The sequence below is a fragment of the Enterococcus sp. LJL98 genome, assembly GCF_054871745.1.
In genome coordinates this window covers 46,268-67,211 of sequence record NZ_JBTXLU010000011.1, presented here as the reverse complement: position 1 = coordinate 67,211, position 20,944 = coordinate 46,268, and the positions used below count along the sequence as shown (strand labels likewise).

The following is a 20,944-nucleotide window of genomic DNA, read 5'->3' as shown; positions in this document are numbered from 1 at the left end:
TTTCTCTCACTATGGTCGTTCCATCACTTGGCAGACAACAATGGCCTTGGCGACAAGTGAGTTTTCAATCAAGACTTCAATGTCTAGTTTCGCTGATCGTCGCCCAAATTCTAAAATTCTTGATTGGAGGACAATTTCACTTTCCAATTGAATCAAGCGGAAATAATGTAAATTGACTTGTTCAATCCAAGTGTTTCGGCGCTGATTAATCAATAAGCTGTGCTTGGCTGTATTCGCGATAATTTCACTTAAGACGCCAAAAGAAATCGTCCCCAGCTCATTTACCATTTGTGGAGTAACCGTAAAGCGAAATTCCGGTTGCGCCATTTTATTTCCTTCAAAATCGTGCTCAACGACTTGAATTTGACCCGTAATTTGATCGGAAATTGTATCGGAAACTTGTGGTTGGCGTTGGACTAGCTGCATGGCTTTCATAATGTCTTGACGCGTTACAATGCCCAGCAAGGACAAATCATCTGCCACAACCGGCATGACTTCCAATCCTTCCCAGATCATCTGGTGACTGACGGAAGCCACGCTCATGCTCTTTTTGGCCATCCGCGGGTCTTTGGTCATGATGCGTTCAATGACTTGCTGGTCGGTTTTTTCTAAGGCGTCTTTGGCGGTCACAATCCCAACTACCCGTAAATTTTTATTGACTACCGGGAAACGTGAGTGCGTCGTCGTTTCGGATAAGGATTTGTAGTCTTTGACTAAATCCGTGGTTTGTAGGTAATGGGTCTTTTCAAGTGGCATATAGATGTCACCAACGAGCAAGATTTCTTTTTTAATTAATTGATCGCTTAAGGCACGGTTAATCATGGTTGCGACCGTAAAGGTATCGTAAGTGGTCGAAATAATTGGTAAAGATAATTCATCCGCTAAAGCTTCAATTTCAGGGAGTGTTTCAAAACCACCGGTAATAAGCACAGCGGCGCCTTCTTTTAAAGCAAGTTTTTGCACGTTGGTTCGATTTCCAACAATCATCAACGAACCGGGTGTAATGTAGCGTCCCATGGCCTCGACTTGCATGGCCCCGATAACGAATTTATTTAAATCTTTTTCGAGTCCGGCAGAACCGCCTAATACTTCCCCTTCGACAATTTTCGAAACTTCCGCAAAGGTTAATTTTTCAATATGTTTCTTTAATTTCCGTTCAATTCGAATGGTTCCAACACGTTGAATGGTTGAAACAAGGCCGTTGGTTTCCGCATCTTTAATGGCACGGTAGGCCGTTCCCTCACTGACATCTAACTCTTTTGCTATCCCTCGAACAGAAATCCGTTCTCCTACGGGTAAGCTTTCAATATGTGCCAAAATTAAATCATGTTTTGTCGCCATTCTTTCCCCACCTTACTTTTTATTTTCCTTTTTTTCAACAAGATAGTGACAGCTTTAAAAAATCTGTTTCATTCGATGTTTCTGCCACACCAAGCTTTGTCTAACTTTCTATGACTGCAAACAAGTACAGTCGAACAACTATATTGTAACAGAATCCTTCACAGATACAAATAGAAGGTTTTTCCACAAAGAAAAAAAACAGCAGAGACGCTGCCTTTCGCTGCGTTTCTGCTGTTTTAAATTATTCGTCTGAATGGCTTTTGACTGTTCCACGAATGGCATTGGCTTTGACTTCACCTGGTGTCACGGTTAATTGCTCGACTTTATCAGGGTTGGTAAAGACCACGATGAGATCACTCTTGCGTTCTTTTTCAGCTAAGAGAGCCAAGTCAACGTCGGCAATTAATTGTCCACGACGAATTTCTTGACCTTCTTCGACGTACAAGGTGAAGGGCTCGCCTTTGAGGCTCACGGTATCAATCCCCATGTGCAACAAGACTTCCACGCCTGAAGCGGTTTGAATGCCTAGTGCATGTTTCGTTGGAAAAATATTTAAAATTTTTCCAGCGATTGGTGCATAGACTTGCTCTTCAGTTGGAAGAACGGCAAAACCGTCACCCATCATTTTTTGTGAAAAGACTTCATCAGCGACTTCATGAATCGGGATTAATTCCCCCGTTGCCACCGCATAGATGTCTTGTTCTTTTTCTGCTACAGGGGAGGGATTTGCTGTTTCTACGCTTGCTGTTTGCTCGTGTTTTGCGACTGGATTGCCATGTAATTTGTTCATTTCATCCGCGACAAATTGGACTTCCGTTCCGACAATGACCTGGATGTTCTTTTGATCGATGACATTCAAGCCAGGAACACCGGTTGCTTTGATTTTCGCTTGATTGACTGCTGCGGTGTCTTTGACTTGTAAACGCAGACGAGTCGTACAATTATCAATCGCAAGCACGTTGTCCATGCCACCTAGGCCATCATAAATTTTGCTGGCCATGACTACAAACTTATCCGCACCCGTTGCAACCTCGCTGTCTACTTCTTCCACTAATTCTTCTCGACCGGGTGTCATTAAATTGAATTTTTGGATGACAAACATGAAAGTAAAGTAATAAACAACAGCCATGATCAGACCTAAGACTAAGAGCATGTAAGGTTGATTGGCAATTGGCACGCGTAAGCTTAAAACAAAGTCGACGAGTCCGGCGCTAAAGTTAAAGCCCGCGGTCCAGTGGAAGGTCGCTGCAACAAACATCGAAATACCCGTTAAGAAGGCATGTACGACATAAAGCGGCCAGGCAACAAACATGAAGGCAAATTCAAGTGGTTCCGTTACGCCAGTAAAGAAAGAGGCAAAACCTGCCGCTAACATTAACGACGCAATTTCTTTTTTCCGTTCCGGACGGGCGCAACGATACATTGCAAAGGCACCGGCAGGTAACCCAAACATCATCACAGGGAAGAAACCGGCTTGATACATGCCTGTTACCCCTTTTACGCCTTCGCTTGCCCAGAATTTTCCGATATCATCAATTCCGGCTAAGTTAAACCAAAAAACGTTGTTTAAGGCGTGGTGTAAGCCTGTTGGAATTAACAAACGGTTTGTTAACCCATAAAGACCTGCACCAATCGGACCTAAGCCAGAAATCAACTCTCCAAAACTCACTAAAGTCGTGTAGACAGGTGGCCAGGCAAAAATTAAAATCGCTGAGACTGCGGCCATTACCGCCGAAGTGATAATGGGAACGGCACGCTTGCCACTAAAGAAGGCTAAGGCCATCGGTAGCTTCACATTTGAAAAACGATTGTACATGGCTGCGGCAATCAGTCCTGCTAAAATCCCAACAAAGACGTTTTTATTGTTAATCGCTTCAAAGGCGATATTGACTTCCGCTTGTCCAGTAAATAATTGAACGGCTTTGGTACTCACTAACGTAATCGGGGTTAAAAAGGCGATGACTCCTGCCATGGCAGCAGAACCGTCTTTGTCTTTTGACATCCCCAGAGCTAAACCAACCGCAAATAGTAAACCTAAATTATCTAAAACGACACGGCCCGCTTCAATTAAAAAAGCGGCGACAACGTTATTGGCTCCCCAACCGGTTGGATCAATCCAGTATCCCAGCCCCATAAATAAGGCCGCCACGGGTAAGGTTGCGACGGGTAACATGAGCGAACGGCCCATGCGTTGCATATATGCTTTCATTCTTTCTTCTCCTCTTGCTTTTCATTTTTGGCTAAACGTAAGCGCTCAATATGAATCGCTAAATAGCCTAATTCTTCTGATGTGGTTGATAATTGGTAATTTTTTAATAGTAAGACGCGAATTTTTTTCGCCGTTTCAAAACTTGCGGGATATTTCTCCTTCACCATTTGAACGATTTCCACATCCAAGGTTGCATATTGTTGTTTGTGGAATCTTTGCAACAATAAACGCAAGTGATTTACGACACGCGTGTAATTTAAGAGCATTTCTTTGGTATGCAAATCTGTCGCTAAATCTTTTTCAATCAACTGGACAATTTCTGAAACAATTGTCACTTCGCGAATGCTTTGATGCTTGTTGCGTTCACCCGCCCGCGCACTATGGAGGTGTATCGCGATATAGCCGGCTTCATCATAGGTGTAAGGGACTTGGAGCGTTTGGGTTAGATACTCAACCGCCCACTGCGCGACACGAAACTCTTCGGGATATAAGACCTCAATTTCAGGGAGTAATTTGTTGCGAATAATAATGCCGTTTTTGAGGTTCTCGGCAGCAAAAGCGAGGTGGTCCGTCAAAGCGATGAGCAAGTGTTCACTCAATTTTTCCATCAACAAAGTTTCTGCTTGATCAATGATTTTTTCTGCTGCAAATAAATACTTGCTGTCAATCTGATTGAGTAAGGACTGTAGTTTCATTTGCCCTTCAGGTTCTAACACAAAAAGTCGTTCGATTTCCCTTGGAAAAAGACGGTCATTGCGTTTTTTATTAAAACCGATTCCCTTTCCAATCGCCACCTTTTCTTCACCCGCATCATCAACTAGCACGGCGTTTTGATTTAAGATTTTTTTGATTTTCATTTGCTTAAGTCCTTTTCTCGAGAAAATTTTCTTCATTCAACTGATTTCTTTTTTTTGCGGCCAACAAAAAAACTAGGCATGGAAAACTTAAAAATGGGTAGAGTATCCCCTCGTTTTAAGTTTTCCATGCCTAGTATGATCTAGTCACATGAAATAAAAGATGTTAACAATTGGTAATTCTAGCAGATTTTCTTAACTTGTCAAGCGATACAAATAAAAAAAAGGAAGAGATTTGCATCTCTTCCTTTCCTGACTTTAGTGCACCTCTATTAAAAGTACACACGCCGTCGTGGCTCTCGTTTTATTGTATGTCTATAATACCACTTAAATTTGAATTAATCAACTATCTTTCATTTGTAACCAAGGTAATACTCGTTGTGCCCCAATTCTTTTATAAAAACGAGTATTAATATCATTTTTAAGTAGTAACCGATTAAAATTAATATAATATATCATTTTTTTCCGAATTTTTAAATTAGAAAAAGAATGAAATAATGATAGCGTTTTGATAACGTCGTAAAAACGAATAACCTTATCATTTGATTTAGGTTTTAAGCTAAGCCTTTGTAAGAGCGTATTGACAATACTCAAATTGCTAGGAGTACGGTATCTCGTAACCAAACCATAGTGAGCGGTTAAGTTACGCAGATCTATCAATATTTCCAAAGCACATATAAACTCCTCTTTCCCAGCATTATTTATATCAAAATTTCCCATTTTAGTCACAATGTTCTTTTGAATATCATTATCTAAACCATGAAACAGAACAATCAAATCATTCAACATTAGCGTATGAATAATCACCCAAAATGGTGGTTTTTTGTAACTAGAAATATATGGGTATTTAATTTTACAAAAATCGCTATAAGACAGACTTAAAAATCTTCCGCTTACATTGGAGAGGTTGACTGTTAAATTGGTTCCTGGTGTCAAACTAAGCCCTCTGTTCTGATTCAGATCAATCGACAAAGTCCCTTTGAATTCATTAGTCTTTAGTCCCTTAATAGTACCATAAAAGACCCCTTTTAAATAATACATATTTGGTTTGCTATTGTCTTGACTAACGTCCCCTACAAAACGAAGTTGATGTGTATGAATACTGATTCCATGCTTCGAAAAAAGTTTATGCGTCTTTTTTGAATCTATTTCTATACGTCTTGTTGTACGATTTGTTCTTGTATTATAGAAATAAGATGTATACTTTGGTTTCCCGTTTGAAGAACTAGGAATTGTGTAGCAACCAATATCCTCGTATTTTAAATTATCACTCACACCATTTTGACAATATTTTGTACAGAAAAAATAAGCAATTCTTGTTTTCAACTCAGTCTCAACATTGGCGATTTGAAGAAACAATTGTTCAGAAATCTTTTTATCTAATTGGTAAGCTCTATAAAAATCTTTGATATTTTTCCCATTTGAATACATTTTATTCAGATTCTGATCTTCCAAAATGAGCGTTTCAAAACCGTTAATCATGTTAAAATAATTCTTGGTAGCAAAATTTTTCTTTGTTTTTTTTACATCAGAAATCTTCAAATTTCTTGCTTGTTGTATCTCCACTTGACGATCTAAAGTAGAGAATTCTTTTTCTCTAGCCATATTTTACACCCGTCCATCTCATTATTCTTACTGTTCATCATAATCATATTAGACCTAAAAGGCAATTCTACTTTGAAGAAAAAGGACTCATAAAAATCAAACAACAAAAAAGATACCTGTTAGCAGTCGTTCGACTCTAACAGATATCTTTCAAATTTTAATCATCCGTCCTTATTGACAACGAGCCACCATCTCACCCGTAGAAACTAGAGTCTTTCAAAAGGTACCTTCGCAGTATCGGAAAGACACTCGAAGAATACGGCCCTTTTCGTCAAAAGTCGCTGCCTCGTTTTACACATTTCTGGCAATGTAACGGACCAATTCTTCAGTTTGCGTCCAACCTAGACAAGGGTCGGTAATTGATTGTCCAAAGACTTCGCCACCTGGTTCTTGACGGCCGTCTTCTAAATAGCTTTCAATCATAAACCCACGAACACATTGTTTTAACTCGGCATTCCATGAGCGATTGGTTAGGACTTCTTGAACAATCCGAACTTGATCCTTGCATTTTTTCCCGGAGTTGTCATGGTTGGTATCGACCATAATAAATGGATTTTTTAAGTGGCTCTTTTGATACATGTCCACCACTTTGACTAAGTCTTCATAGTGGTAATTGGGCACGACTTCGCCCGACTCTCTTAAGCCCCCTCGTAAAATCACGTGAGCCAGAGGATTGCCGCTCGTTTCAACTTCGACGCCGTTATACATTAACTCTTGTTTTTGTTGTGCGGCATAAATTCCGTTGAACATCACTTGAAGATTGCCGCTGGTTGGATTTTTCAAACCAGTCGGGTGATCAATGCCACTCGCCACAAAACGGTGCTGCTGGTTTTCCACCGAACGTGCTCCGACTGCATGGTAACTCACCAAATCATCGACAAATTGTAAGTTATCTGGGTATAGCATTTCATCGGCGGTGGTCAATCCCGTTTCAATTAAGACGCGTTTGTGCATTTTTCGCACGGCAACCATCCCACGGACTAAATTAATTTCGCCTTCCGGTGACGTGTCTTGTTGATGCATCATGCCTTTATAGCCATCGCCATTTGTCCGCGGTTTGTTCGTATACACTCGTTGAACAATAAAGACGGTTTCTTTGACTTCTTCTTGCAACTTCGCTAAACGTTTCGCATACTCTAAAACAGCTGCTTCGTTGTCTGCCGAACACGGGCCAATGACTAAGAGAAAACGCTCATCTTTCCCTTCAATAATCGCTTTTAGTTCCCTATCACGAGCGGCTTTGATTGCGGCCTCTTCATCGGTTAATCTTGAAATGGATTTCACGCTCTCCACATTAATTTTCTTACTTAATTCCTTAAAACTCATTCCCCTAATCCTCCCATGAAAATATCTTTCACCCATCTTACCATATTTTCACTAAATTAACATGATTTCTTTCGGCAATACTCATAATTATCCAAAACTCCTCAGAAGCATTCGCTGATTGGGTCGCCCTCTCCCAAAAAGAAGAAGAACCTCACAAAAAAACAAGCGAACGATGCTTTCACACCGGTCCCTTGCTTTTTTCATTGCTTATAATTTACTTGCTGCCGCCTCGTCAACAATAATTGTTACATCCGCATGGTTTTGTAACACACTTGCTGGAACATCCACCGTGATTGGGCCGTTAACTGTGTTGGCAATCGCTTCTGCTTTTGCTTCACCGTAAGCCATCAAGATAATTTTCTTCCCTTTCATGATAGAACCAATTCCCATTGAAATCGCAGTTGTTGGCACGTCTTCTACTTTTTCAAAGTTGCGTTTGTTCGCGTTAATCGTTGATTCCGTTAATTTAACTACTTGCGTCGGTGCGTCAAAAGGCGTTCCTGGCTCGTTAAACCCAATATGCGCATTTTCACCAATTCCTAAAATTTGAATATCAATCGGATTTTGGTCTACAATTTCATCGTATTTGCGGCATTCTTCTGCTAAATCGCTCGCTTTGCCATCAGGTACATACGTTGCTTTAAATGGTTTTTGGTTAAACAAATGGGCGTTCATGAAGTAACGGTAACTTTGATCGTTATCGCCACTTAGGCCAATGTATTCATCCAAATTCACTGAAATGCAGTCCGTAAAGTCTAGGTCGCTTTTCACCATTTCTTGATATAGCGTTTCAGGTGTGCTACCTGTCGCCAGTCCAAAGACTTTCGCTCCGTGAGTCATGCCTTCTTTGATTAATTCAAAAGCTTTTTTTCCGCCTTCTTCAGCGTTTTTTACACGAATAATGTTTACCATTTTCAAACACTCCTTTGATTTTTTATCGAACTCATTGTAGCATTGAACCTTTACTTCTTCAATCCTTCTTCGCATTAACGGCGACGATGACGTTGACTGCCTTCCATAATGACCGGTAAAATGACTGGGCGACGTTTCGTTTGTTCAAATAGGAAACGACTTAATTGATCGCGAATGTCTTGTTTTAATTTTGCCCATTCAAATTCGGGGTCTTGTAAATGCTTTTCAACGATTTCTTCCACCATGTCGCTGCCTTCTCGTAACAAATCCCGGTTAGCTTTCACATAGACAAAGCCGCGCGTTGTAATTTGCGGTTTGGAAATGATTCGTTTTTCTCGGCGACTAATCGTCACGACGGCCACAAAAATCCCATCTTCTGATAAGACTTTTCGGTCTTTTAAGACAATGTTTCCAATGTCCCCCACTCCAATACCATCGACCATGACGTTATCGGCTGGAACAGCGCTGGACAATTTAAATTCCCCATTTAAGTATTCATAAATATCGCCGCGAGCAGCAATTAAAATCTTTTCTTTTGGTATCCCGACTTCTTTTGCTAGTTTCGCATGGGCGGCCAGTAAGCGGTATTCCCCTTGAATTGGAAAAATGTATTTTGGTTTTAAGAAATTCATCATTAACTGTAAGTCAGCTGGATTGGCATGGCCTGATACCCGGTAGTTATCCGAAATGGTTTTCACCGTGCCACCTGCGCGATAAATGATGTCTTCTGTTTTTGCCACAACCGTCTCCATCGCTAAGGTTGGCGTGGTCGCAATGTAAGCCAGGTCTCCTGCTTTCACACGAATCGTCCGATGCGAGCCATTGGCCATTTTTTGTAAGGATTTAATCGGTTCTCCCATGTGCCCTGTTTCTAAAATTAAAATTTCTTCATCCGCATATTTTTTCATTTCTTTTAAGGTCACCAGTAAGTTTTCATCTGGTAAAGTCAATTTGCCTAATTTCATAGCTGTTTTAATGATCCGACCAAAATCTTGACCGGTTAAAACGACTTTACGGCCTGAACGATGTGCGGCATTTAAGACTTGCTGCAGACGTTGTAAGTTGCTTGCTACACAGGCAACGATAATCCGTCCTTCCCAGTAGCGAATATTGTCATAGACTTCATCTGCGATTTGTAATTCTGAAGCCACGGTCATCGGATTTTCGGCATTGCTTGACGTGCTTAACAAGGCTAACACACCGGCTGAGCCAATCTCTGCTAAACGCGCAAAGTCGGTTTGATACATCGGAATCGCTGTTTGGTCAAACTTAAAATCACCCGTATACACGATATTGCCTTCTGTGGTTTTCAAACAAATTCCGACTGAATCGGGAATCGAATGCGTCGTTGGAAAGAAGCTGACAACCGAACTGCCAAAGTCAATTTCCGTGTGGCTATCGATCGTATGAAATTCTTTAAAATGTTTCGTCGGCTCATAACGTTTGACTGCTAATTTTGCTAACTCAATTGTTAGTTTTGTCCCAAAAACAGGCACTTCTAATTTTTCTAATAGGTAGGGTAAGCCACCGATGGCATCCGCATGTCCATGCGTTAAAAAGACGCCAGCCACGCGGTCCGCATTTTCTTCTAAATACGTAAAATCAGGAATCACCGTGTCAATTCCTAGTAATTCATTTTCTGGGTAGCGCAAGCCACAATCCAGAACAAAGATTTCCTCTTCAATTTCGGCAATGTACAGGTTTTTTCCATTTTCCCGGACGCCGCTTAAAGGAATAATTTTAATTGAACTCAAATTGTTCACCTCTTGTATTTTATTGGTTATTTATTTTCTCTAATTCTCTGACAAAAAAAATCCCATCGCTTTTATTATACACCAAAAAAGTGGGAAAAGTAGCACGCGTCCTCTGAAAAGCAGAAAAAAACTGGCAGCCTGTCACTTTCCAGTTTTTTTCTTGTCCTTATTTGTCGTCACCCAGCTTGAAAGATTCTTTGAGATGCTTGCTTGTTCCATTCAAAAGCTTTCAAGTTTTCGACGATACTTTTTTTATAACAACGCCATTTGATGCATTTTTTCGGCAATTTGAATGGAGTTTAAAGCTGCTCCTTTTAGGAGGTTGTCTGAAACGACCCATAAATGGAAGCCCTTCGGATTGTCTAAATCACGACGAATCCGCCCAACCAAGGTTCCTTTTGTATCAATGCTATCAATCGCTTGTGGGTAAAGTTGTTGACTTGGATCGTCGACTAAAATGACTCCTGGTGCGTCTGCTAATTGCGCTTGCAGCTTAGCCACCGTCGTTTCTTCCTTGACTTCAATGTAAATCGATTCCGAATGCCCATTTACCACGGGAATCCGTACACAAGTCGCTGCAACTTGAATCGTTTCATCCCCCATGATTTTTTTCGTTTCATTCATCATTTTCCATTCTTCCAAGGTATACCCTTCCTCGCCAAACACGTCAATTTGTGGCAAGGCATTAAAAGCGATTGGGTAATGCTTTTTGTCGCCAGCAGATGGTAAGATCGCTGCCGTTAATTCTTTTAAGGGTTGACCATCTAAATATTCTTGGACTTGGTTTTCTAACTCGGCAATCGCTTGTGCTCCTGCACCTGAGACCGCTTGATAAGTAGAAACGACAATTTTTGACAACCCAAAGGCTTGACGAATCGGTTCTAGGGCTACCATCATTTGAATCGTTGAACAGTTTGGGTTAGCGATAATCCCTTGATGCTGCTTCAAACTTTCCGGATTGACTTCAGGTACGACTAAAGGCACTCCTTCTGCCATTCGAAAATGACTCGTATTATCAATCACAACGGCTCCGCGCTTGACCGCTTCAGGTGCGAACACTTCTGAAATCCCACCGCCCGCACTAAAAATCGCCAAATCAACTCCTTCAAATGATTCTGGTTTTAATTCCTCAATGGTCAAGGTTTGATTTTTAAAAGGAATCGTTTTACCTGCAGAACGTTTGGACGCCAACGCTTTGACTTCCTTCACTGGTAAATTCACTTCTTCTAATAATTCAAGCATTTTGGTACCGACTGCTCCTGTCGCACCGGCAACCGCAATGACATATTCTTTCCCCATGTAAACAACTCCCCATTTTCTAAAGATATTTTCATTATTCTATCATAATCGGTCCTGCAAGTATACCGATTCGATGTTTCTTGTCTGATTCACCTCCCCTTTCCTCTGCCATCCAAGAAAACAGCTGCTTGAGGCGGTGGCAGCAATCGACTGTCCGCTTAACTCTCTCTTGCTTTGGCTTCTTCTTTTTACGGGTCACTTTGTGAAATGAACGCCTTCTGTCCCTCTTAAAAAAGGGCTATCATTTGAGTAAACACCCGAATCCAGTTATAATATAGCTAAGAAGGATTTTGGGGAAGATTCTTCGCAACGTGCACTTTTATTCACAGAAAAAGAAGTCGACAAGGATGTCCACTTCTTTTTTTGTTGTCTATTTTTGGATTTGCAAGCATAAAAAACCTTTGGGTTCGACGATTCTTTCATCCTTCTTCGATTGAGCCAAGTGTTGGAACAAGACGTCCCCTTTTTTGGTGACCTTGATTGGATTTGCTCCTGTATTAAAGATCCCCTGAATCGTCACATCCTTCAATCGACGTTCAAAAATAATTTCCCCGGTTTCTGCATGAACTTCTTTCCAATGAACTTGCCCTTCTGATAAGACTTTGGCGTAACGACGTCTCACCGCAATTAATTCCTTGGTAAATTGCAACAAGTCAAGGTCTTGCCTTTCTTTCTCCCAAATCATACATTTCCGACAATCCGGGTCATTGCCGCCTGTCATGCCAATTTCATCGCCGTAATACAAACAAGGAACCCCCGGCTGCATATAAGTAAAGGCCATGACTTGTTTCATTAAATCTTTGTCTTCTTTCGTTTCCGTCAATAAGCGCGCCGTGTCATGCGAGTCAAGCACATTAAACTGCATCTGATTGGTTTGATCACGATAATGCATTAGCTGTTCGTTTATTTCTGAAACCATCTTCGTCAAGCCAATCTCCTCTTTGACAAAATAACCTAGGATGGCATCCGTATAGGCGTAATTCATCACGGCATGGAATTCATCCCCTTGCAACCAACTTTGAGAAGAATGCCAAATTTCACCTAAAATATAGAAGTCTTCTTTCGCTGCATCACAAACTTGACGAAACTTCTTCCAAAAGGCATGATCCACTTCATTGGCCACGTCTAGACGCCAAGAATCAATGTCATATTCCTCAATCCAATACTTGGCAATCTCTAATAGATAGGCTTGCACCTCTGGATTGGCGGTATTTAGCTTGGGCATGTGTGGCGTAAAGGCGAACACGTCATAGGTTAAGTCTTCCGCATTTTCAAAATCTTTGCCTTCTGTATAAGTCGGCGGAAATTCTCTCACATAAAACCAATCAACGTATTTTGAATTCTTGCCATGTTTCAACACATCTTGCCATTGTGGCGACGTATCCCCTATATGATTGAACACCGCATCCAGCATGACCTTGATGCCCCGCTCGTGGCAAGCTTCAACTAGTTGCTTAAATAGCGCACCGTCCCCAAATGCTGGATCGACTTTTAAGTAATCAATCGTGTCATATTTATGATTGGATGCCGCTTCAAAAATCGGACAAAAATAGATGCCGTTAATACCTAAATCTTCTAAATAATCAAGATTGTCTAAGACGCCTTGCAAATCACCGCCAAAGAAATCTTGTCGCTCGGGGTCTCGACTCCCCCATGGCAAGGTCCCTGCAGGGTCATTGCTTGGATCGCCATTGGCAAAACGCTCTGGGAAAATTTGATACCAAACCGTTTCCTTCACCCATTCTGGCGCCTTAAAACGATCGGCTTCTTGAAAATAAGGCATCCGGAAATAATTATTTGGCATCGCCAATGTTTTTTCCGTTAAAGGATAAATGCCATGATCTCCGTAAAATGCGGTGAGCCCATCTTCTCCTTCTAAAGTAAAACCGTAAGACAAGCGTTTGGTCCCTGCGGTTACCGCGAGAAACCAATAGTCGTACAAATCGGTCGCTAAGATTTTTTCCATTGCTTGAGGCTGGTCATACCATTTCGTATGGACCAGATAAGGATCCCCGCTGACTAAGTGGACTTTCGCCACGTCTCCTTTCGCTGTACGAAGACGTAAATGTAGCGTGTTTGCATCATAAAGATAGGCAAATTCACTTTCTGGGCGATGATAAATAGCTGCTGTGTTCATGTAGATGCTCCTTTGTTGAGTTTTTTAAATATTATGCCACACCTTCCTTCCTTACGCAAACATTTTAGCAATCGGTTGCGCAATAGACACTTCTCAAGTAATCATAAACAATCTATTGATATATAATGAAAAATACTTATATAAGTTCAAAAAAAGATAGACAAATTTTTCTTTCATTTTTTAAATCACACGAAAAAGGCTTGACTATTTTTGCAATCGGTTGCATAATTGCATTGTAACTTAATTTTAATTATACGGAGGGGTCAAAATGAAAGGAAATTGGAAAAAATATTTAGTCAATGGTTTCGTTTTAAGTACTTCAGCTTTTTTACTAGCAGCTTGTGGAGGGAATGATAAACCTCAAGATAGTGCTGACAATAGTGCATCGACTGATGAAGTAAAGGTTGAAGGGAAAGTAAAGGTTTGGATTGATACGGAACATATCGAAACTTTTAAAGGAATCGTATCCAACTTCAATAGTGAGTATCCTGATGTAGAAGTTGAAATTGCTGCCGGTAGCTCCGCTGACGCTAAAAAAGATGTTGCCAAAGATCCTAAAGCTGCTGCAGATGTTTTCATGATGCCGCATGATCAAGTTGGTCAAATGGCCGAGGCAGGTTTACTTTATCCAAATACTTTATATGCAGACGAGGTAAAAGAAAATAACGTTGCATCAGCGATTGAAGGAGCGACATGGGATAGTGAACTTTACGGATACCCCTATGGTGTAGAATCGCAAATTTTATACTACAATAAATCAAATCTTTCTGAAGAAGATGTTCAATCTTGGGTAAGCTTAACTGAAAATGGAAAAATTGGTACAAACTTCGGTGAGGCAGGAGCAAACTACGTCTTCGGTCCTTTATTCATGAGTAATGGTCTCTACTTATACGGTGAGAGCGGTGAAGACCCAACAGGAACAAACTTTAATAGCGAACCAGGAGTGGAAGTTCTAAAATGGATTGCTGCACAAAAATCAAATCCTGGAGTCATTCAATCAAATGAGGAAGCTTTGTCGAATCTAGAATCCGGTGTTACAGATGCTTTCTTATCTGGTCCCTGGTCAAAAAATGATGTGAAAAAAGCACTCGGCGACAATATGGCTGTTGCTGCTTATCCAACCGTTGATTTTGGTAACGGAGAGGTTCCAATGAAAGCTTTCCTTGGTGTAAAATTATTTGCAGTAAACCAACAAACACAAGCACCTTTAGCTGCAATGGCTTTAGCTAATTATTTATCCAATGAAAGTTCACAGTTAATTGAATTCGAAAAAATGGGCGTTATCCCTTCAAATAAAGCGCTTCAAGAAAATGAAGCCGTTTTAGCTGACGAAGTTGCAAAAGCAGTTATGGATATGTCACAAACAACACACTCTGTTGTAATGCCTAAAATTCCAGAAATGGTTTCTTTCTGGCCTGCAATGGATGCTGTTATCAATGATACTTTCAAGGGAAATATCAAAGAAGCTGATTTTATGAATAAATTAGATACTCTAGTAAAAGATACCGCAAAACCTAGCGAAGAAGAATAAAAGAGAGATGAGGCATTCATCCAAATGAAAGGTGGTGAATGCCTTTTCTCTTTTTAATTTAGAATGAAAGTGAGTCGAAAGGATATGTTCAAAAAAAATAAATATGAACAACATCTCTCTTTTTTGGAATTATTTAAAAAAGGTGATTTAGCAACAAAGCTTTCTTTTTTAGTGATGGGTTCCGCCAATTTTGCTAATAAACAATGGTTAAAGGGAATCATTTTTTTAAGTTCCCAAGTCGCATTTTTAGCCTGGCTAATTTTCAATGGCATTCATGCATTGCAAATGCTTGCACACCTAGGAACTGAAGCGCAAGGTTTAGTAATGGATAAACGTCTTGGAATCCCTGTGTTACAAGAAGGTGACAACTCCATGTTATTATTATTATTTGGGATTGCTGCAATTTTACTCTGTGTCGTTGTCTTTATCTTGTACATTATCAACTTAAAAAGCGCTCGTCACTTATACGAACTCAAGCAAAACAACGAAAAAATCCCAACAACAATGGATGATCTTCGTAGTTTGTTAAACGAACGTTTTCATGCAACGCTAATGACAATCCCTTTGTTGGGTGTGTTATTATTTACCATCCTACCTCTCTTGTATATGATTTCTATCGCTTTTACCAATTACGATCACAATCATTTACCACCTAAAAATTTGTTTACTTGGGTTGGACTAAAAAACTTTGGGAATGTTTTAAATGGAAAAATGGCTGCTACTTTCTTCCCAGTCTTAGGGTGGACCCTCACTTGGGCAGTTTTAGCAACCATCACTTGTTTCTTTTTCGGTGTACTCTTGGCCTTATTAATCAACACTAAAGGTTTAAAACTCAAAGGACTTTGGCGAACGATTTTCGTCATCACTTTGGCCGTCCCTCAATTTATTTCTTTATTAGTTATGAGAAATTTACTCAATGGGTCGGGCCCGATTAATGCTTCTTTAATTAAGATGGGACTCATTGATTCTGCTATCCCTTTTTTAACGGACCCTACTTGGGCTAAGATTACAGTAATCGTCGTCAACATGTGGATAGGAATTCCTGCCACTATGCTTGTATCTACCGGTATTATTCAAAATTTACCTGCAGATCAAATTGAAGCCGCTCATATCGATGGCGCAAATGCATTCCAAATTTTTCGAAACATTACCTTTCCACAAATTTTATTTGTTATGACTCCAGCTTTGATTCAACAGTTTATTGGAAATATTAATAATTTTAATGTCATTTTCCTATTAACTGGCGGTGGACCAACAAATTCAGATTTCTACGGTGCAGGATCAACTGATCTTTTAGTTACTTGGTTGTATAATCTAACAGTAAATACCATGGATTACAACTTAGCTTCTGTTATCGGAATTTTAATCTTCATTCTCTCTGCAATCTTTAGTTTGTTTGCTTACACAAGAACAAATTCATTTAAGGAGGCTTAACCCAATGGAAAAAGAACATAAAATAAAAAGTTATCGAACCAAACGACGCCTTACCTTAACTTCATCGTATACAACCTTAATTGTTCTATCGATTATTTGGTTATTCCCGATTATTTGGATTATTTTGACGAGTTTTCGCGGTGAAGGAGGCGCTTTCGTTCCTTATATTATTCCAAAAACCTTCACTTTGGAGAATTATCGAATCTTACTCCTCAATACAACGGGAAACTTCCCCTTTGTTCGTTGGTTTCTAAATACACTCTTTGTTGCGACAGTCAGTTGTATTTTATCAACCTTCATTACAATTGCGATGGCTTATGCGCTTTCAAGATTACGTTTTAAACTTAGAAAACCATTTCTAAAACTTGCTCTGGTTTTGAACATGTTCCCGGGGTTCATGAGCATGATTGCGATTTACTATATTTTGAAAGCCTTAAACTTAACCGAAACACTTTTTGCTTTAATTTTAGTCTATTCATCTGGGGCCGCTCTAGGTTTTTATATTGCCAAAGGATTTTTTGATACCATCCCGATGGCTCTTGATGAATCCGCAATGATTGATGGCGCAAACAAATGGCAAATTTTCACTAAAATCACGTTACCTTTATCAAAACCAATGATTGTCTACACTTCATTAATGACCTTTATGGGACCGTGGATGGATTTTATTTTCGCAAAAATTATTATGGGCGACAAAATTGAGAACTACACAGTCGCCATTGGCCTCTTCACGATGATGACTCGAACAACTGCAAACTCGCTCTTTATGGCTTTTACAGCTGGTTGTGTACTTATTGCAATTCCAATTACAATTTTATTTATTGTGATGCAACGCTTCTATGTTGAAGGAGTAACTGCAGGATCAGTCAAGGAATAAAAACAAATCCCCACCTAAAACATTTTCATGTTTCAGGCGGGGATTTTTCAATTTCTCTACTTCGTCTCTAAATCGTGTAAGAACAAACCACTTAATAATTTCGGTTCAAACCAAGTGGATTTTGGTGGCATGATTTCACCTGCATCTGCGACAGCTAGGAGGTCACTCATTTGAGTTGGGTACATGGCAAAGGCTAAGTTCCAATCTCCACTGTCAACGTTCTTGATAAGCTCTTCTGAGCCACGGATGCCGCCGACGAAATCAATGCGATTGTCGCTACGGATGTCCATGATGTCAAAAATCTCTTCAAATACATGTTTTTGTAAATAAGAAACATCTAGACTGTCAATTAAATCCACTGGAATTTTTTCTGTAGGGATGGTTAATTGGTACCATTCCTCGTTCAGATACATTTGGATTTCTCGTGGATTTCGCGACTTGATTTCGGTTGTTTTTTCAATCGTAAAATGTTTTCCTAGAATGTCGAGGAAATCACTTGGGACGGGTACATTCAAAATGCGGTTATACTCAAGGATTTCTAACTCTTCTGCCGGGAATAAAATCGATAAGAAAAAATCACTTTCTGGACTATTTGTTCCGTTGGCACGTTTTTCTAAGCCTACTTTCACCGCTGATTCACTACGATGGTGACCATCAGCGATGTAGAGGGCGTCAACACTTTCAAAGAGTTCACTTAAACGATTGGTTGTTTTCTCGTCGTCGATCAACCAGACTTGGTGATGCACGTCGTGATAGCTGTCAAAATCATACAAAGTGGCATGATTTTTCTTCCACGTTTCGATGATTGTTTGAATTTCTGCTTCTTTACGGTAAGTTAAAAAAATCGGACTTGTATTGGCGTCACAGGCTTTCATGTGATTGATACGATCGATTTCTTTTTCATGACGGGTGAATTCATGTTTCTTAATTTTCCCTGCGATGTAATCATCAATTGAAGTACATGCGACCAAGCCTGTTTGGCTACGGCCGTTCATGGTTAATTGGTATAAATAGAAATTCGGATGATTATCTTTAATCAACCAGCCTTTTTCTAAGTTTTCCGCTAAGTTATCTGCGGCTTTTTGATAGACTACTTCACTGTAAGGGTCGATGTCTTCTGGTAAATCAATTTCTGCTTTATCAATATGAAAATAACTATAAGGATTATTTTCTGCCAACGCTTTGGCTTCTTGCGAATTCAACACATCATAAGGTAGCTCTGCAACTTTCGCGGCCAGTTCTGATTTTGGACGAATTCCTTTAAATGCTTTGACTAACACCATTCGTTAAAAACCTCCGTATTTTTAATTGTACGAATCCGAATCATTCGTTCTTTCCCTTCCAGGTGACGTTTGACTCTTTGCATTTTCGCGTCGTCAGTCTCATTGACATCGACTAAAGTATAGGCAAAGTCTCCGCGACCACGATTAATCATATTATCAATGTTAATGCCTAAAGAAGCAATCTCTGTTGAAATTTGGCCTAAAACATTTGGCGCGTTTTCATGCACAATTGTAATTCGATAGGGTGATTGGAAGCTCATTTCGACGGTTGGAAAATTGACGGAACGCTTGATGACACCTGTTTCCAAGAAACGTTTTAAGGTTCTTGCTGCCATCTTAGCACAATTGATTTCTGCTTCTTCCGTTGAGGCACCTAAATGAGGTAAGACTAAAATTTTGGGATTTCCTAATAATTTTTCATCCGCAAAGTCCGTTGTAAATCCTGCTAATTCTTCTTTTTCAATCGCAGTTAAAACGGCTTGAGTGTCGACAATTTCACCACGAGAGAAGTTAAAAAGTTTCGTTGTCGGTTTCATCAAGGCGATTTCTTTTTCACCAATCATCTTGCAGGTTGTATCAAGTAGCGGGACATGAACCGTGATAAAATCACAGGTTGAAAAAATTTCTTCAATCTGCTGGGCGCGCTTCACTCGTCTTGAGATTGTCCATGCGGTATCGACAGAAACATAAGGGTCGTATCCCATGACTTCCATGCCTAAACGGTAGGCGTCGTTGGCGATCATTGCGCCAATCGCGCCTAGACCAATGACACCTAAACGTTTTCCTTCTAATTCATGACCGGCAAACTGTTTTTTATTGGCCTCAGCGACTGCCTCTAAGTTCTCGCCTTCGAGTCCTTGCACCCAGTTGGCTCCTTGTAAAATCGGGCGTACGCTCAAGAGCAAGCTCGCAATGACCAATTCTTTGACGGCATTGGCGTTGGCACCGGGCGTGTTAAAAACAACAATCCCTTCTTTTGTTAATTGCTCGACGGGGATGTTATTGGTTCCTGCCCCGGCACGTGCGACTGCTAAAACAGACTCTGGAAATGCGTAGTCGTGTAATTTTTCACTGCGTAAAATGATTCCGTGTGGATCGATATTTTGGTCAATGCCATAATTCTCATCTTCGAAACGCGCCATGCCTTCTGGAGCAATCGCGTTAAATGTTTTAATTTGAAACATTTATTTCCCCGCCTTTTCTTTTTCAAATGTTTGCATTAAATCAATTAAAGCAAGTACGCCTTCTTTCGGAAAGGCATTGTAGAGGCTCGCACGCATTCCGCCTACGCTACGGTGCCCTTTTAAGTTCAACATCCCTGCCGCTTCAGCTAATTGATTGAATTCTTTATCCCACGCTTCATTGCCTGTGACAAATGGAATATTGTTCAATGAACGGTCTGCTTTGGCGATGGGACTGGTAAATAGAGGAGACGCGTCAATCGCATCGTAAAGCAGTTGCGCTTTTTCCTGATTTTTCGCTAAAATCCCTGCCGTTCCGCCTTGTTCTTTTAACCACTCGAAAACCAATTTTGCGATGTAAATGCTATAAGTTGCTGGTGTGTTATACATCGAATGGTTCTCTGCTTGAATACGATAATCGAGCATTGGAGCAAAAATCGGTTCGTCATTTAATAAATCTTCACGAATAATGACCACGGTTAAGCCAGAAGGTCCGATATTTTTTTGCGCACCGGCATAAATCACGCCAAAATCGGTCGTTTGATAATCATTCGATAAAATATTTGAAGACATGTCCGCAACGATTGGAACGTTTCCGGCATCTGGTATTTCGCTAAAAGCAATCCCTCCGATGGTTTCATTGGTTGTAATATGTAAGTAAGCCGCCTCTTGGTCAACCATGTCGCGAGTGATTTTTGGTACATAAGTAAAGTTTTGATCCTCGCTTGAAGCGATGACTTCCACTTCGACTCCTTCAATCGCTTGGGCCGCTTCAATCGCTTTTTTCGCCCAAGTACCGGTGTTCACATAGAGGGCTTTTTTTCCTTTGGCTAAGTTTAAAGGTACCATCGAAAATTGCAGACTCGCTCCTCCTTGTAAAAATAACACGCGATAGTTTTCTGGTATCGCCATTAATTCACGTAGGTGTTGTTCTGCGGCTTCAATGATGCTTTCATATAAGGAGGAACGATGGCTCATTTCCATCACGGACAAGTGACTTCCTTGATAATCTAGAAGCTCGGCTTGTGCTTTTTTTAAAACGGATGGTGGTAAAATGGCTGGTCCTGCTGAAAAATTGTAAACGGTCATTTTGTTCTCCCCTTTTCATATGATGTATCGTTGATTATAGCAAAGGTTGGTCATTAAACAAAATGAAATGCTATCATTTTCGAAACATTCATGAAAATCATTCGTGTTTTTC

Annotated in this window: 15 protein-coding genes; 3 read left to right on the top strand and 12 right to left on the bottom strand. The window is 40.3% G+C overall.

The genetic code is table 11. The annotated features are described in order from the left end of the window. Nucleotides 1–9: 9 nt before the first annotated feature. From ACYSNO_RS09640 to ACYSNO_RS09600, 9 genes are all read right to left on the bottom strand, one after another. Nucleotides 10–1,341: a DRTGG domain-containing protein gene (locus ACYSNO_RS09640; protein WP_461730872.1), complete on the bottom strand. Its 1,332-nt coding sequence runs from the start codon at nt 1,339–1,341 to the stop codon at nt 10–12. Nucleotides 1,342–1,582: 241 nt separating this feature from the next. Next, entirely contained in the window at nt 1,583–3,550 is a 1,968-nt protein-coding gene (gene nagE, locus ACYSNO_RS09635) for an N-acetylglucosamine-specific PTS transporter subunit IIBC (RefSeq protein WP_461730871.1), read from the bottom strand. Continuing rightward, nucleotides 3,547–4,407, bottom strand: a complete 861-nt coding sequence (locus ACYSNO_RS09630; protein ID WP_461730870.1) for a PRD domain-containing protein — start codon at nt 4,405–4,407, stop codon at nt 3,547–3,549. The genes nagE and ACYSNO_RS09630 overlap by 4 nt, the downstream gene beginning before the upstream one ends. A gap of 339 nt (nt 4,408–4,746) precedes the next feature. After that, nucleotides 4,747–6,009, bottom strand: coding sequence for an Abi family protein (locus tag ACYSNO_RS09625; protein ID WP_461730869.1), 1,263 nt, complete (start codon nt 6,007–6,009; stop codon nt 4,747–4,749). 291 nt (nt 6,010–6,300) lie between these two features. Then, nucleotides 6,301–7,335 (bottom strand): 3-deoxy-7-phosphoheptulonate synthase, encoded by a 1,035-nt coding sequence (locus ACYSNO_RS09620; RefSeq protein ID WP_461730868.1) that lies wholly within the window; start codon nt 7,333–7,335, stop codon nt 6,301–6,303. Nucleotides 7,336–7,542: 207 nt separating this feature from the next. After that, nucleotides 7,543–8,247: a glucosamine-6-phosphate deaminase gene (locus ACYSNO_RS09615; protein ID WP_461730867.1), complete on the bottom strand. Its 705-nt coding sequence runs from the start codon at nt 8,245–8,247 to the stop codon at nt 7,543–7,545. A gap of 74 nt (nt 8,248–8,321) precedes the next feature. Next, nucleotides 8,322–10,001 carry a ribonuclease J gene (locus ACYSNO_RS09610; protein WP_461730866.1) on the bottom strand — a complete coding sequence of 560 codons (1,680 nt, stop codon included), beginning with the start codon at nt 9,999–10,001 and terminating at the stop codon, nt 8,322–8,324. A 252-nt stretch (nt 10,002–10,253) separates the two neighbouring features. Beyond that, the gene (locus tag ACYSNO_RS09605; protein ID WP_461730865.1) at nt 10,254–11,300 is read right to left on the bottom strand and encodes an aspartate-semialdehyde dehydrogenase; all 1,047 of its coding nucleotides are present in this window, start codon (nt 11,298–11,300) and stop codon (nt 10,254–10,256) included. A gap of 370 nt (nt 11,301–11,670) precedes the next feature. Further along, entirely contained in the window at nt 11,671–13,437 is a 1,767-nt protein-coding gene (locus ACYSNO_RS09600) for a glycoside hydrolase family 13 protein (RefSeq protein WP_461730864.1), read from the bottom strand. Nucleotides 13,438–13,705: 268 nt separating this feature from the next. Between ACYSNO_RS09600 and ACYSNO_RS09595 the strand changes: the two genes are divergently transcribed. The 3 genes from ACYSNO_RS09595 to ACYSNO_RS09585 all read left to right on the top strand — a co-directional run bounded on the left by ACYSNO_RS09595 (nt 13,706) and on the right by ACYSNO_RS09585 (nt 17,279). Continuing rightward, nucleotides 13,706–14,968: an extracellular solute-binding protein gene (locus ACYSNO_RS09595; RefSeq protein ID WP_461730863.1), complete on the top strand. Its 1,263-nt coding sequence runs from the start codon at nt 13,706–13,708 to the stop codon at nt 14,966–14,968. 84 nt (nt 14,969–15,052) lie between these two features. Continuing rightward, nucleotides 15,053–16,402: a carbohydrate ABC transporter permease gene (locus tag ACYSNO_RS09590; RefSeq protein ID WP_461730862.1), complete on the top strand. Its 1,350-nt coding sequence runs from the start codon at nt 15,053–15,055 to the stop codon at nt 16,400–16,402. 4 nt (nt 16,403–16,406) lie between these two features. Next, a complete protein-coding gene (locus tag ACYSNO_RS09585; protein ID WP_461730861.1) occupies nt 16,407–17,279 on the top strand; it encodes a sugar ABC transporter permease in 873 nt (290 codons plus the stop codon). Between the two features lie 56 nt (nt 17,280–17,335). Here the strand turns inward: ACYSNO_RS09585 and ACYSNO_RS09580 are convergent, their stop codons facing one another. Genes ACYSNO_RS09580 through serC form a run of 3 tightly spaced genes read right to left on the bottom strand, consistent with a single transcriptional unit; the run spans nt 17,336 to nt 20,832 of the window. Continuing rightward, on the bottom strand, nt 17,336–18,562 hold the full coding sequence (locus ACYSNO_RS09580) for a DUF1015 domain-containing protein (protein ID WP_461730860.1): 1,227 nt from the start codon (nt 18,560–18,562) through the stop codon (nt 17,336–17,338). Beyond that, entirely contained in the window at nt 18,553–19,746 is a 1,194-nt protein-coding gene (locus tag ACYSNO_RS09575; RefSeq protein ID WP_461730859.1) for a 3-phosphoglycerate dehydrogenase family protein, read from the bottom strand. Before ACYSNO_RS09575 ends, ACYSNO_RS09580 begins: the two co-directional genes overlap by 10 nt. Next, nucleotides 19,747–20,832: a 3-phosphoserine/phosphohydroxythreonine transaminase gene (serC, locus tag ACYSNO_RS09570; RefSeq protein ID WP_461730858.1), complete on the bottom strand. Its 1,086-nt coding sequence runs from the start codon at nt 20,830–20,832 to the stop codon at nt 19,747–19,749. Nucleotides 20,833–20,944 lie beyond the last annotated feature (112 nt).

Bases quoted from the DNA above. Each gene is read 5' to 3' on its own strand.
- ACYSNO_RS09640 (WP_461730872.1), bottom strand. From the start codon at position 1,341: ATGGCGACAAAACATGATTTAATTTTGGCACATATTGAAAGCTTACCC.
- nagE (WP_461730871.1), bottom strand. From the start codon at position 3,550: ATGAAAGCATATATGCAACGCATGGGCCGTTCGCTCATGTTACCCGTC.
- ACYSNO_RS09630 (WP_461730870.1), bottom strand. From the start codon at position 4,407: ATGAAAATCAAAAAAATCTTAAATCAAAACGCCGTGCTAGTTGATGAT.
- ACYSNO_RS09625 (WP_461730869.1), bottom strand. From the start codon at position 6,009: ATGGCTAGAGAAAAAGAATTCTCTACTTTAGATCGTCAAGTGGAGATA.
- ACYSNO_RS09620 (WP_461730868.1), bottom strand. From the start codon at position 7,335: ATGAGTTTTAAGGAATTAAGTAAGAAAATTAATGTGGAGAGCGTGAAA.
- ACYSNO_RS09615 (WP_461730867.1), bottom strand. From the start codon at position 8,247: ATGGTAAACATTATTCGTGTAAAAAACGCTGAAGAAGGCGGAAAAAAA.
- ACYSNO_RS09605 (WP_461730865.1), bottom strand. From the start codon at position 11,300: ATGGGGAAAGAATATGTCATTGCGGTTGCCGGTGCGACAGGAGCAGTC.
- ACYSNO_RS09600 (WP_461730864.1), bottom strand. From the start codon at position 13,437: ATGAACACAGCAGCTATTTATCATCGCCCAGAAAGTGAATTTGCCTAT.
- ACYSNO_RS09595 (WP_461730863.1), top strand. From the start codon at position 13,706: ATGAAAGGAAATTGGAAAAAATATTTAGTCAATGGTTTCGTTTTAAGT.
- ACYSNO_RS09590 (WP_461730862.1), top strand. From the start codon at position 15,053: ATGTTCAAAAAAAATAAATATGAACAACATCTCTCTTTTTTGGAATTA.
- ACYSNO_RS09585 (WP_461730861.1), top strand. From the start codon at position 16,407: ATGGAAAAAGAACATAAAATAAAAAGTTATCGAACCAAACGACGCCTT.
- ACYSNO_RS09580 (WP_461730860.1), bottom strand. From the start codon at position 18,562: ATGGTGTTAGTCAAAGCATTTAAAGGAATTCGTCCAAAATCAGAACTG.
- ACYSNO_RS09575 (WP_461730859.1), bottom strand. From the start codon at position 19,746: ATGTTTCAAATTAAAACATTTAACGCGATTGCTCCAGAAGGCATGGCG.
- serC (WP_461730858.1), bottom strand. From the start codon at position 20,832: ATGACCGTTTACAATTTTTCAGCAGGACCAGCCATTTTACCACCATCC.